This is a genomic window from Paenibacillus luteus (assembly GCF_006542765.1).
Taxonomy (GTDB): Bacteria; Bacillota; Bacilli; order Paenibacillales; family Paenibacillaceae; genus Pristimantibacillus; species Pristimantibacillus luteus.
This window is the reverse complement of sequence record NZ_SKCD01000088.1, coordinates 195,104-207,756: the sequence shown is the minus strand read 5'-3', so window position 1 is coordinate 207,756 and position 12,653 is coordinate 195,104. Positions and strand designations below refer to the sequence as shown.

The following is a 12,653-nucleotide window of genomic DNA, read 5'->3' as shown; positions in this document are numbered from 1 at the left end:
ATAGAACGGCGGTATAATCGCAATTTTAGATGATAGGAAGGGAGCTTGGCGGGATGAAGCGTCATCGCAGCACCGCGGCTATATTGTCGTTACTCGTAATGGGTCTTGGCCAATTGTATAACCGCCAGTTTATCAAGGGCTTGATCATGCTCGCCGTGGAAGCGGCAGCGCTTATGTATTTTGTTCCGAATCTGGGAAGAGCAATTTGGGGAATCGTTACGCTTGGCGAGAAGACGCAAGGTCTTGAGAAGATTGGGAAAATTAGTGTGCGCGTAGAGGGAGATCATTCGATTTTCCTATTGATTAGCGGTTTGATTACGTTGTTCTTATTTATTCTTTTTGTCATCATCTACATTATGAATATTCGCGATGCTTATCGGAACGGCAAGCAAAGAGATGAAGGGGCCCTGCCTGGAAGCTTCCGAATGACGCTCTCTTATGTGATGGATCGTAATTTCCCGCATTTGATGCTGACGCTTCCGGCACTTGGCGTATTGTTTCTAACCATCATGCCGATTATCTTTATGGTCATGCTTGCTTTCACCAACTATGCGTCGCCTGATCATATTCCGCCTGCAAAGCTGGTGGATTGGGTAGGATTTCAAACCTTTGCCAAGCTTCTTACTTTGAAAACATGGAGCCATACCTTTGTAGGCGTGTTTACATGGACGATTATCTGGGCGATTATCGCTACTGTAACGACCTATTTCGGCGGCTTGCTCGTTGCGCTGCTGATTGAGCAGAAGGGGATTCGCTTCAAGAAGCTTTGGCGCACATTGTTCATCATTCCGTATGCCATTCCGCAATTAATCTCCTTGCTCGTTATGCGTAATCTGTTCAACGGGCAATTTGGTCCAATCAATCAATACTTAGGTTATTTCGGCATGGGCAAGCTGCCATGGCTGACAGATCCCTTTTGGGCAAAAGTGACGGTCATTATCGTTAACATGTGGGTGGGCATTCCCGTGTCGATGGTCCTTATTCTCGGCGTATTGACGGCTATCCCGAAAGACTTGTATGAAGCAGCTGACGTGGATGGAGCGACAGGCATTCAGAAATTCCGCATCATCACGATTCCGTTCGTGCTGTTCTCCACCGCGCCGATTCTGATTACGCAATTTGCGGGCAACATCAACAACTTCAACGTTATTTTCCTGCTTACGAACGGGGATCCGGTCAAGGGCGATTATCAGTTCGCCGGCAGCACCGACCTGCTCGTTACGTGGCTGTATAAACTGACACTGAACAACAGTCAATTCAACATGGCCTCGGCCATCGGGATTATTATCTTTATCATTGTCGCTACATTCTCGATTTACAACTATCGCCGTACGCGGTCATTCAAAGAGGAGGATATGATCCAATGAAAATGGGACGCAAAACCGCAAATCTTGTCCGTTTGACGTTAAGCTATCTCCTGTTGATTGCGATTGCTATCTGTGCGATCTATCCTGCGCTTTGGGTGCTGCTGTCGTCGCTTCGTCCGGGCACGTCGCTGTTCAGCTCGAGCTTGATTCCAGAATCCTTTACGCTTGTGCATTACAAGGAACTGTTCACGAATCCCAGCTTCCGTTACGGAGTTTGGTACTTGAATACGCTCAAGATTGCAACGCTAACGATGATCTTCTCTACAATAATGGTTACGCTCAGCATGTATGCGTTATCGCGTTTCAGGTTTCGCGGTCGTAAGATGACGTTGACTATCATGCTTGTACTTGGCATGTTTCCCGGCTTCATGAGCATGATTGCGATCTTTATTTTCTTGCTTCAGCTTAATTTGCTTGATACGCATGCGGCACTAATTATCGTATATTCGGCTGGCGCAGTGCTGGGCGGGTTTGTTGTGAAAGGCTTCTACGATACGATTCCGCGCAGCCTGGATGAAGCGGCGCGGATAGATGGCGCATCTCATCTGCAGGTTTTTGTGAAGATCATGCTTCCGCTGTCGCGTCCGATGCTGACTTATGTGGCACTCACAACGTTCGCGGGCTCATGGGTTGACTTTATATTTGCGAGATTGGTGCTGCGCAGCAAGGATAACTGGACGCTAGCCGTCGGGATGTGGGATCTCGTCAATTCGTACCAGAACAGTAACTTTACGCTGTTTGCCGCAGGTGCGGTACTGATTGCGATTCCAATTACACTGTTGTTCGTCTTCTTACAGCGCTTCCTTGTGCAAGGCCTGATGTCTGGCGCATCGAAAGGGTAAGCAGATGAAGAGCAAACGATGGTTTCATGCAGGAGTTATATGGCTAGGCTTGCTTCTGCTTGTGTCACTCGTCGCATGTTCAGCGGAAAAGAATGAAAATCGTGTGCATACGGCGAATAATTTGGCTGGCTCTCCGCCCAATGCCCCTGAGAATAGTGCTGGCGGGGAGAAGGAAGCAGCCTCATACAAAGTAGATGAGCAGCCAGGCGCTGTATACTATGAAATTTTTGTTCGTTCCTTCTATGATTCAGATGGCGATGGCATCGGCGATTTGAACGGCGTGACGGCAAAACTGGATTATCTTAAGGAGCTCGGAATCAGCGGAATTTGGCTTATGCCGATTAATGCTTCGCCAAGCTATCATGGTTATGATACAACTGATTATTATGCCATTAATCCGGAGTACGGCACTTTAGGCGATCTAAAGCGCTTGCTGGAGGAAGCCCATAATCGTGGGATTAAAGTCATTATGGATCTTGTGGTAAACCATACGAGCAAGGAGCACCCTTGGTTTAAGGAGGCGCTTGCGGAGGAGGACAGTCCTTACCGCAGCTGGTACACGTTCGCGAAGGCAGAAGAGCAGATTAGAGCGGACGGAGCGGTAGGCGGCGATCCTTGGCATCGTTATGGCAGCCTCAAATACTTAGGTGTTTTCTGGGAAGGTATGCCGGATCTGAACTTTAATGAGCCGAAGGTACGCGAGGAAATGATCAAGATCGGACAGTACTGGCTGGAACAAGGGTTGGACGGATTTCGTTTGGATGCGGCCAAGCATATTTATGGCGATTTTGCTTCCACGGCGACTACGCCAGAAATCCAAGCGAAAAACAAAGCATGGTGGCAGGAATTTCGTGAGGGAATGACCCATATTAAGCCTGATGCATATCTCATTGGCGAGGTATGGGATTCGCTGACCGTTATTGCGCCTTATTTTGACCGAGCGCTGGACTCCGCGTTCCACTTTGACCTTGCCGGGCGCTTAATCAGCGCGGCAGGATCAGAGCAGGATGCAGACCTGGCCTTTTCCCTTGGGCGCGCCTACGGCGTCTACGAGAAATCATCGGGCGGAAATTTCGTGGATGCTCCATTTCTAAGCAATCATGACCAGAACCGGGTTATGACTGCGTTGAATGGCAATATCGATCATGCCAAGATGGCGGCTGCTATGCTGCTCACCCTTCCGGGCACACCGTACCTTTATTACGGTGAGGAGCTGGGCATGAAAGGGGCAAAGCCGGATGAGTATATTCGGGAACCGATGCTTTGGTACAGCTCAGCAGGCGGCAAGGGCCAAACGGTATGGGAGAAGGCACGCTACAATACGGGGGCTGATCAAGTTTCCGTGGAGGCTCAATTGCCAGATGAAGCATCGCTGCTGAACCATTACCGGAAGCTGATAGGTTGGCGCAACGAAGAACCTGCTTTACGTGATGGGGGAATAGCCGAATTCAAGCTGCAGCCTGCGAACTCCAAGCTGAGCGTCTATATTAGAGCGACTGCTAGCGAGCGTGTGCTGGTGATGCATAACTTATCAGGCAAGGAGCAAACGGCAGACTTGCAGCTGTCCACGTTATTTGGTGAATTTCAGCAACTTGCTTATATGACAAGCGATGACGCCAAGTGGGATGGAAGCCAAATCACGCTTCCTCCCTATAGCACGATAATCATGAAATAAGGATCAGATCTAAGAGGTAGAGGAAAACGCGCAGCCTGCGTGGATTTCCTCTACCTCTTTTTGCGCTGTATGAGGCGGGTAGGAAAGCTTAAAGGCATACATCCGAAGCTTTTGGACAAAATACATAATTATGTCATCACGCGGAGGGTAGACATGAGTTTATCAGGCAAGCTGTTATCGAAACACTTGGAAGAAAATGTGGATGAAATTAAGCAAAGACTGGGCAACAGCGAGGATTTAATCGTCAAAAGCATGACAGGCCTGCAAGGCTGGCACGGAATGCTTGTTTATATAGACGGCTTAACGGATTCTACGATTATTCATCATTCGATTCTAGATTTTCTAATGTCGGAGAATCAGGCAGCAGTGCAGGATTCGGCCATGTCTGGCAGCGATACCCTTCATTATATTAAGGAAACGGTGCTCGCTGCGGGTGAAGTTACCGTCATCAATCACTATGATAAGTTGTTTCTGAATCTGCTATCGGGTGTGGCTATTCTCTTGCTGGAGGATTGCGAGGAATGTTTAGCGATCGCCGCGGAGGGCTGGAAGGATCGAAATGTCAGCGAACCAACCTCACAGGGAGTCGTGAGGGGGCCGATGGAGGCATTCACTGAAAATATTCGGACCAATACCGCACTGATTCGCCGGAAAATCAAGGATCCGCAGCTTTGGCTAGTAGGAAGATGCATCGGAAGCGTGACACAAACGAACGTAGCGGTCATGTACTTGAATGAAATTGCGGAGAAAAGCCTGGTTGACGAGGTGTTCCGCAGGTTGGACAAAATTAATATCGACGGCATTTTGGAGAGCGGCTACATTGAGGAGTTTATTCAGGAAAGCTCGTACTCGCCCTTTCCAACGGTATATAACACGGAACGGCCGGATACGATTGCTGCAGGACTGCTGGAAGGAAAGGTCGCAATTCTGGTAGATGGAACTCCGTTTGCCCTTCTTGTCCCGGCTCTGTTCGTTCAATTTTTCCAATCGGCAGAAGACTACTATCAGAGAGCAGACGTAAGCACGCTGCTCCGATTGCTTCGTTATGTCAGTTTTCTGATTACGATGCTGGCACCGTCGGTCTATATTGCGATTACTACCTTTCATCAGGAGATGCTGCCAACGGGCTTGCTGATCAATCTAGCAGCGCAACGGGAAGGCGTGCCTTTTCCTGCTTTCGTAGAGGCTTTGTTAATGGAGGTCACCTTCGAAATTTTGCGCGAGGCAGGCGTGCGGATGCCAAAAACAGTAGGACAAGCCGTCTCGATTGTCGGTACGCTTGTTATTGGCCAAGCGGCCGTCGATGCAGGGATCGTATCGGCCGTTATGGTCATTATCGTGTCGATCACGGCGATCTCCAGCTTCGTCATCCCGGCCGTGAACATTTCTATTTCTGTCCGGATGATACGTTTCGGATTGATGGGGCTTGCCGCTTCCTTTGGCCTGTTCGGCATTTTGATGGGCGTTATCCTGCTTGTTCTCCACCTGAATACGCTGAAATCGTTTGGCGTGCCCTACATGCAGTCGCTCGCCCCATTCGTATGGGAAGACCAGAAGGATACGCTATTTCGTTTCTCATGGAAAAATATGAGGACGAGGCCGCTTGGGACGGGCTTGCGCAATCTAGTTCGTCAGAAAAAGGCGCCTGATCCGACTAAATAATTTGAAATGCCGCGAGGTGATGAACAATGGCCTTTCTGAGAAAAAGCTTGTACGTATGCCTTGCTCTTGGGCTCGCCTCGCTGCTGTTAACCGGCTGTTGGAACCGCCGGGAGCTCGATGATCTGGCGATTCAGCTAGGAACCTCGATAGACAAGATCGGCAATCAGTACCGGGTCGCCGTGCAGGTAGTTATTCCGGGGGAGGTTTCCGTTCGAACGAGCAGCAGCGGCATTTCGCCGGTCACGTTATACCATGCAACCGCACCTACCGTATTTGAAGCATTCCGTAAGCTGACTGAAACGAGCTCTAGGAAAATCTACTCTGCACATATTCGGGTGCTTGTGCTGGGGGAGTCGCTTGCCAAGGAAGGCATTGGCGAGGTACTCGATATGTTCTCGCGGAACCCGGAAGCGCGTACCGATTTTTATTTAATGGTAGCCCGCAATACTACGGCTATGCAGGTGCTGAAGACAATTACGTCACTGGAGAAAATCCCAGCAGAAAATTTGTTTTACGCATTGGATACATCAGCCAAAACATGGGCTCCGACTACAACGGTGTCGATTGAAAAGCTGATTGAACAGCTTGTCATGGAAGGACTAAGCCCGGTGCTTACTGGCGTGAAAGTCGTTGGCAATGCAGAGCGGGGGGAGGAACTGACCAATATTCAGGAGATTGATCCGGCGGCTCGAACCCGATTTGTTGGTTTAGCCGTGTTTCACAAGGATAAGCTGGTGGGCTGGTTAAATGAAGATCAAAGTAGAGGTTATAACTACATTATGAATAATGTGAAAAGCTCCGCCGGTCATTTGAAATGCCCAAAAGGTGGTTTAATTACGCTGGAGACAATTCGCAGCAATACGCATATAAAGGCTGACATCCAAGGAGGCAAGCCGGTTATTACGGTTAAGCTCAAAAATGTCAGCTCGGTCTCGGATGTAGAGTGCAGAATTGATCTGACTAAACCCGAAACGATTAAGAGACTGGAGAAAGAGGCAGAGGAAAGATTTGTTGAATTGATGAGCTCTGCTATTAAGCACGTAAAAGAGACGTACGGCTTTGATATATTCGGCTTCGGCCATCAGCTCTTTCAAGCGCATCCTCGGGCTTGGGAGCAGAGGAAGGACAAATGGGACGAGCAATTTGAGCAGCTTGAGGTTAAGTATGAGGTGGATGTGCAAATTCATAAGATCGGAACGACAAGAGATTCCTTTCTTAATTATATAAAGGAGTAGTGGTGATGTCCGCAATTTTGTTAATTGCTTTCCTAACAGTGACGGCTTTCGTATGGGAGTTAATCCCGCTGTTTAAGAAAGGCTTTATAAAGGACGCTATGCTGTACCTAGTCATATTAATGGTGGGTGTTTACCTCAGCTCATGTACAATTCTGTTGTTTGACTTGCCAAGTCCAATGGCATTGTTAAACATCATTTTCAAGCCGCTGCTGAAAGGATTTGCCCCGTAAGAGAAAGGAGAGGTTTTGCACGATGCAGGCCGAACAACGGGTTAGCGTAAGACAGATGAAGGTGCTTCTGATCTTTTTTATTGTCGGTGATTTAATGTGGTATCTGCCCTCGTATACGGCAAGCGCAGCGGATCAAGATGCGTGGATGGCTGCCTTGCTTGGGGTAGGGCTTGGCATCGGTGTGTCTTCTTTTATTTACTGGTTTGGTTCCCGATTTCCGGGGATGACGATTATAGGCATTCACCGCCATGTATTAGGCAAATTTGCTGGCGGGATTTTTTCCTTGCTGTTCCTTATTCATTTGTTGAGCAACGGAAGCGCTCAGATCAGGGTTATCGGTGATTTTATGACAACGCAGATGATGACGGAAACGCCGCTGCGCGTCGTGCTATTTCTATTCGCGGCGGTAATTCTCATTTCTGTACGAACGGGATTGACGGTTATTGCCCGGACGGGACAGGTGTTTTTTATGATGTTCATGCTTCTATTCACGATTCTGATCCTGCTGCTAATCCCGGAGTCGGAGCCAAGCAAAATATTGCCTATTGCCAGCCATAGTGCTGCGGACATTATTAGAGGTGGACTTTTTGTGGTGGCGTTTCCTTACTGCCAGATGACTGTGTTTCTCATGCTTTTTCCGTTATTGGAGGAAGAGCGCTTGTCCCTAAAGCAGTATATGGTTCCTGTGCTGATGGGGGGTGCGGTCATTATTATCGTTGTTACTTTATCAATTTTGGTCTTGGGCCCTTATATGACTCAGCATCAGCTTTATTCTACCTATACGATGGCCAAAAAAATTAGCATCGGCAATTTTCTCCAGCGGCTTGAGGCGATTCTGGTTATCAATTATTTGCTGTCGACCTATTTCAAATGTGTCATTACGATGTATGCGTTCTGCAGCGGTGTGGCGCAATTGTTTGGCCTCCGGGACTACAAGGTGCTAATACTGCCTTTGTTTCTACTCATATTTGGCTATTCCTATGTGATCTCGACCAATGTTGTTTTTTTCAATAGTCTGGGTCCGGCCTGGGCGTTGTGGGAGATGAGCAACGTCATTTTTCTGCTTGGATTTGTTTATGTCATTCATTTTCTCAAAGGCTTGATGAGTGGGAAACTGCTTAATTCGTAATAAAGCGGGTTTCAACAGAGTTATTCCTTTCGATACAGTGCAGGCGAGATTCCGATTTGTTTCTTGAATGCTTTCGAGAAGGAGAAGAGATCAGGGTAACCGACCGATTGGGCAATCTCCGCAAGCTTATAATCCGTTTGCTTCAAAAGCAGAATGGCTTCATTCATGCGCAGCTTCTGCACGTATTTCATAGGCGATAAGCCGTAGGTTTTGCTGAACTGTTTGGAGAAATGTGTGCGGTCAATCCCTACGTAATCCGCTACGCTTTCGATGGTGATGCCATCGGCATAATGAATTTCAAGGTAATCTTTTGCTTTCCTAAGCCAACTGCCTGTTTCGGAGAGATGTTTATCTCTAGTTTGGTTAACGGATAAAGCATCGAATATTTGATGGAATAGCGCAAGCCTCGCCAAATCGGTATGCTGCCGATCCTTGTCCATGACCAGATAAAAGAAGCTTTCCATGTGCGCAAAGGCTTCATCTGTCAGTCCTCCCTCAAGATGGGGATGGTAGGGTCCTAGTCCAATACGCTCCAGCAGTTGAAGCGCAAGCTTCCCGTCAAAGGCAAAAAACGCTTTGCGCAGCAGCTTGTCCCCGGTTGTGTAATACTCATGCGTGACTTGTGGAAATAGGCAAAATAGATCCTTTTTGCGAAGTGTATACGTATGGCCGCCTTGAATAAAGGTCCCCTCGCCCTCCAACACCATAATCAAATAATAGTAAGGCGTAATTCGCGGCCCGATGTGGTAATTCGCTTTGGCGATATTTGCGCCTAGCCTGATCGGCCAAGCAGCCCCGGATTTCTCGAAAGCTGACGGTGTAAAATAGTGGATTTCCAGCAGCTCGTGATAGTCCTCTTTCATATTTTCAAACAGATGGATCACCTCTTTTTTCCATTGAAAGATAGGAAAGATTCTAACCATTCAATTGATTCCTTTATCATAACACCACAAAATGATAAATTATTCAAGCTACGAATTGACATTGACGATAAAGGCGGATGCTTGCTATTATTCAAATAACAAATTAATCCGATAAAGTTTGTTGGTTATCTACCGGACAACTGGAGATATGGCGATGATCGCATCGTATGCGTTTGTTGTTGTATTTTTTCTAACATAGCAATCTTTACTTCACGACAACGAAGCGTAAAGGGGACAGCTGAGATGGGCAAACAGGCAAAAGTGGAATTTGGGTGGTTTATTCCGACAAACGGAGATGGCCGCTATATAGGCGTAAAGCCGGAGAGGGAACCGTCGCAGCAGTATTTTGTCGAGGTTGCGCAGGCAGCGGAGGAAGCGGGTTATGAATTCGCGCTCATTCCGGCAGGCGGAGATTGCTGGGATGGCTGGATCGTGGGCTCTTGGGTCGCTTCGGCAACGAAGAAGCTGAAGCCGCTGATTGCGATGAGGCCAGGTCTTATTTCACCGGTACTGGCTGCACGCATGGCGTCCACGCTGGACCAGATGTCAGGCGGACGCGCGCTTATCAACGTGGTGACTGGACATTATCCAGCGGATCTCAAAGCAACCGGGGACCCGCTGCACGGCAGCCATGATGAACGGTACGAGCGGACGAAAGAGTTTCTGGATGTTGTGAAGGGAGTATGGGAGCAACCGGAGGACGGGGGAGCGGGCTTTAACTTCGCGGGCAAGCATTATGAGGTCGAGGGCGGTGTGAGCAAGCCGGCGCCGGTTCAGCAGCCGCACCCTCCGCTTTACTTCGGAGGCAGCTCTGTCGCAGGTAAGCGCGTGGCTGCAGAGACGGCAGATGTTTATCTCATGTGGACGGAGCCGCTGGACTGGATTGAAGGGCAAATAGCCGAGATGAAGACGTATTTGGCTGAACTGAAACAGGAAAAAGGTGTGGAAAGAGAGCTGCGCTTCGGCATTCGAGCGCAGGTTGTCGTTCGGGAAACGGAGGAAGAGGCTTGGGCGGCCGCATGGAACATCCTTAGCAAGGCGGACCCTGAGCAGCTAAAGGCAAAGGAAAAGCTGCATACGAAGACGGATGCGACGAACCAGAAACGCCAGATGGATCTATTCAGCCAGTCGAAGGATCAGGATTATGTGATCGGTCCCAATCTTTGGTCGGGCTTATCCGCCATTCGAGGCGGTGGGGCTGTAACCTTTGTAGGGACGCCTGAGCAAGTATCCGACCGGTTCATTGAATTTATCGATGCGGGAATAAGCTCCTTTATATTGTCGGGTTATCCGCATCTGGAAGAAGCCAAAATATCGGGTGAGCTGCTGATGCCTCTCGTAAAGCAGAAGCTGGCCGCCAAAGGAATCACTATATAATCACTTGGGGGAATGGGAATGAAACGGATACGCAAACCGCAATTAGCGCTCCTCGCGCTGACGATGATCTTGAGCGTTGTTCTCTCGGCCTGCGGGTCAAGTAATTCAAGCACAAACACGAATGGGAGCAAGCCTGCTAATGAAGCGTCAGAAGGCAGCCCCGGCGGCAAGCCGGTGACGATCAGCTTCATTCATTGGCGCGGCGAGGATGCAGCGGTGCTGGATGGAATCATTAAGAAGTTTGAAGCGGAGAACAGCGGCATCAAGGTAGATACGCAAGTGTTCCCTTCCGACCAATATCAGTCTACGGCGCAGGCCAAGCTGCTTGACGGTTCCGTAGGGGATGTATTCGCATCGTTCCCGGGCGCTCAGTTCGAAGCGATTGCGAAAGCCGGGTTGTTCACGGATTTGAGCGATGCTCCTTTCCTTACGAATTTCACCCCATCCTTAATTGAATCCGGACAAAAGGATGGAAAGCAGCTGGCGGTTCCTTATCAGCTCGTATACAACATTCCCATTTATAATGTAAAGCTGTTTGAAAAATATGGGATCGAAGTGCCGAAGGACTGGGACGGCTTCCTTGCAGCGGCAGAGAAGCTCAAGCAGGAAGGCATTGTGCCGATCGCATTCCCGGGCGCGGATATCGGGCCAGGCCAATTTATGAACCCGATGGTCATGAACAATGCCCCGGATGAAGACATCTTTGTGAAGCTCGAAGCGGGCGAAGCCAAGCTTACCGATGAATGGTGGGTTAAGACGCTTTCGCAGTTCAAGGAGCTGAATGACAAGGGCTATTTCCAGAAGGATGCGCTTGGTACGAAGGGCGATGCGGCAGGCGCTTTGTTCGTGCAGGAGAAAGCGGCAATCCTGGCTACGGGCTCATATCAGCTGGTAGGCAATAAGAAAAACAATCCGGAGCTGCAGCAAGGGCTGCTTGCACCGATTACGGTACCCGCAGATCAGGCGGTATTCGAAGGCATTCATACGACGACCTTCATGCTTGCCGTGAACAGTAAATCGAAGCATCCGGAGGAAGCGAAGAAATTTATCGTGTTTCTAAGCCGTCCAGATATCGCCGCGGAATATGCTAATGGAACGGGGCAGAACGTAACGGTAAAAGACGTGGAGTATACCAGTGAAGAGCTTAAGGCGGTTGCGGAATGGACATCGAAGAAAACGCGTTTCCAACCACGCTTCACCATCAAAAATGCTGAGGTTCAAAAAGCGGTAACAAGCTCGATTCAAGCTGTGTTAGGCGGAACGGAGCCGGCTAAGGCTGCGGCAGACGCGCAGGCGATCGTGGACCAGCAGATAGGAAAATAACCAGATGAAAAAGTATGCGAAGCTTTTACCGTTTTTTGTGCCGGGAATCGCGCTGTACCTTGCGTTGTTCATCTATCCGACGGTAACGGGTTTTTACTACTCCTTAACGGATTGGGACGGCTTATCGCCGTCCTATCAGTTTGTCGGAATAGATAATTATACGAATGTGGCGAAGGATATTATCTTTCGGAAATCGATTGTAAACAATGTTAAATTCATGGTCGCTGTCGTCATTGTGCAGACGGTCGTCTCCCTGCTGCTTGCGCTGCAGCTGTCGAAGCAGAAGAAGGTGAACGTGGCGCTTCGCTCGCTTTATTTTGTCCCTACGATCTTGTCATCGGTGTCGGTCGGGTTTATTTGGACGTTCGTTTATGACCCGTCACTCGGATTGCTGAACGGCCTCCTTGAGGCGGTCGGCCTCTCTTCCTGGACACAGAACTGGCTCGGCGATACGGGGATCGCTATCTTCTCCATAGCAGCGGTTCAAGCTTGGGCCCACATCGGCCAGATGATCATTCTGTTTGTTGCCGGCCTGCAAGCGATACCGGAGGAACTGGTGGAATCCGCCAAGCTCGACGGAGCTACGAGGCTGCAGCTGTTCTTCCGCGTCATTTGGCCGCTGCTGGCGCCTGCTGCGGCGATCGTTGTGTCCTATACGACCATTCAATCGTTTAAAGCGTTTGACCTCGTGTTCACGATGACGGGAGGGGGACCGGCGTATTCGACCGAAATTTTATCCACCTATATTTATAATTCAGCATTCATGAACTATACGTTTGGCAAAGCCTCAACGGCCTCCGTGTACTTCCTCTTGCTGATCTCGTTTATAACGTTTTTGCAGTTCCGCGCGCTGCGGACGGATCGCGTATCCTACTAGTATGCAGGCAGGT

The 12,653-nt window shown here is 49.2% G+C and carries 11 protein-coding genes; 10 read left to right on the top strand and 1 reads right to left on the bottom strand.

Going from position 1 to position 12,653, the window contains the following annotated elements:
• Positions 1 to 53: 53 nt before the first annotated feature.
• From E0496_RS34185 to E0496_RS34155, 7 genes are all read left to right on the top strand, one after another.
• Positions 54 to 1,367, top strand: a complete 1,314-nt coding sequence (locus E0496_RS34185) for a carbohydrate ABC transporter permease (RefSeq protein WP_141506370.1) — start codon at positions 54 to 56, stop codon at positions 1,365 to 1,367.
• A gap of 2 nt (positions 1,368 to 1,369) precedes the next feature.
• Positions 1,370 to 2,209, top strand: coding sequence for a sugar ABC transporter permease (locus tag E0496_RS34180; RefSeq protein WP_141506421.1), 840 nt, complete (start codon positions 1,370 to 1,372; stop codon positions 2,207 to 2,209).
• A 4-nt stretch (positions 2,210 to 2,213) separates the two neighbouring features.
• Complete coding sequence (locus E0496_RS34175) at positions 2,214 to 3,884, top strand: alpha-amylase family glycosyl hydrolase (protein ID WP_141506369.1); 1,671 nt, start codon at positions 2,214 to 2,216, stop codon at positions 3,882 to 3,884.
• A gap of 153 nt (positions 3,885 to 4,037) precedes the next feature.
• Complete coding sequence (locus tag E0496_RS34170; RefSeq protein WP_141506368.1) at positions 4,038 to 5,546, top strand: spore germination protein; 1,509 nt, start codon at positions 4,038 to 4,040, stop codon at positions 5,544 to 5,546.
• A gap of 26 nt (positions 5,547 to 5,572) precedes the next feature.
• Positions 5,573 to 6,781 carry a Ger(x)C family spore germination protein gene (locus tag E0496_RS34165; RefSeq protein WP_241675087.1) on the top strand — a complete coding sequence of 403 codons (1,209 nt, stop codon included), beginning with the start codon at positions 5,573 to 5,575 and terminating at the stop codon, positions 6,779 to 6,781.
• A 5-nt stretch (positions 6,782 to 6,786) separates the two neighbouring features.
• Entirely contained in the window at positions 6,787 to 7,011 is a 225-nt protein-coding gene (locus tag E0496_RS34160; protein WP_141506367.1) for a hypothetical protein, read from the top strand.
• A gap of 22 nt (positions 7,012 to 7,033) precedes the next feature.
• Complete coding sequence (locus E0496_RS34155; protein ID WP_141506366.1) at positions 7,034 to 8,140, top strand: GerAB/ArcD/ProY family transporter; 1,107 nt, start codon at positions 7,034 to 7,036, stop codon at positions 8,138 to 8,140.
• Between the two features lie 20 nt (positions 8,141 to 8,160).
• On the opposite strand, the gene E0496_RS34150 is transcribed toward E0496_RS34155, so the two are convergent.
• The gene (locus tag E0496_RS34150) at positions 8,161 to 9,063 is read right to left on the bottom strand and encodes a helix-turn-helix transcriptional regulator (RefSeq protein WP_241675086.1); all 903 of its coding nucleotides are present in this window, start codon (positions 9,061 to 9,063) and stop codon (positions 8,161 to 8,163) included.
• 243 nt (positions 9,064 to 9,306) lie between these two features.
• On the opposite strand from E0496_RS34150, the gene E0496_RS34145 reads away from it, so the two are divergent.
• From E0496_RS34145 to E0496_RS34135, 3 genes are read left to right on the top strand one after another with little or no spacing between them, the layout of a single operon-like run.
• Positions 9,307 to 10,440 (top strand): LLM class flavin-dependent oxidoreductase, encoded by a 1,134-nt coding sequence (locus tag E0496_RS34145; RefSeq protein WP_141506365.1) that lies wholly within the window; start codon positions 9,307 to 9,309, stop codon positions 10,438 to 10,440.
• 18 nt (positions 10,441 to 10,458) lie between these two features.
• Positions 10,459 to 11,763 carry an ABC transporter substrate-binding protein gene (locus E0496_RS34140; protein ID WP_141506364.1) on the top strand — a complete coding sequence of 435 codons (1,305 nt, stop codon included), beginning with the start codon at positions 10,459 to 10,461 and terminating at the stop codon, positions 11,761 to 11,763.
• A 4-nt stretch (positions 11,764 to 11,767) separates the two neighbouring features.
• On the top strand, positions 11,768 to 12,640 hold the full coding sequence (locus E0496_RS34135) for a carbohydrate ABC transporter permease (RefSeq protein WP_141506363.1): 873 nt from the start codon (positions 11,768 to 11,770) through the stop codon (positions 12,638 to 12,640).
• Positions 12,641 to 12,653 lie beyond the last annotated feature (13 nt).

Excerpts from the sequence above, each read along its gene's own strand:
- E0496_RS34145 (WP_141506365.1), top strand. The coding sequence starts at position 9,307 with ATGGGCAAACAGGCAAAAGTGGAATTTGGGTGGTTTATTCCGACAAAC.
- E0496_RS34155 (WP_141506366.1), top strand. The coding sequence starts at position 7,034 with ATGCAGGCCGAACAACGGGTTAGCGTAAGACAGATGAAGGTGCTTCTG.
- E0496_RS34185 (WP_141506370.1), top strand. The coding sequence starts at position 54 with ATGAAGCGTCATCGCAGCACCGCGGCTATATTGTCGTTACTCGTAATG.
- E0496_RS34160 (WP_141506367.1), top strand. The coding sequence starts at position 6,787 with ATGTCCGCAATTTTGTTAATTGCTTTCCTAACAGTGACGGCTTTCGTA.
- E0496_RS34165 (WP_241675087.1), top strand. The coding sequence starts at position 5,573 with ATGGCCTTTCTGAGAAAAAGCTTGTACGTATGCCTTGCTCTTGGGCTC.
- E0496_RS34150 (WP_241675086.1), bottom strand. The coding sequence starts at position 9,063 with ATGGTTAGAATCTTTCCTATCTTTCAATGGAAAAAAGAGGTGATCCAT.
- E0496_RS34135 (WP_141506363.1), top strand. The coding sequence starts at position 11,768 with ATGAAAAAGTATGCGAAGCTTTTACCGTTTTTTGTGCCGGGAATCGCG.
- E0496_RS34180 (WP_141506421.1), top strand. The coding sequence starts at position 1,370 with ATGGGACGCAAAACCGCAAATCTTGTCCGTTTGACGTTAAGCTATCTC.
- E0496_RS34140 (WP_141506364.1), top strand. The coding sequence starts at position 10,459 with ATGAAACGGATACGCAAACCGCAATTAGCGCTCCTCGCGCTGACGATG.
- E0496_RS34175 (WP_141506369.1), top strand. The coding sequence starts at position 2,214 with ATGAAGAGCAAACGATGGTTTCATGCAGGAGTTATATGGCTAGGCTTG.
- E0496_RS34170 (WP_141506368.1), top strand. The coding sequence starts at position 4,038 with ATGAGTTTATCAGGCAAGCTGTTATCGAAACACTTGGAAGAAAATGTG.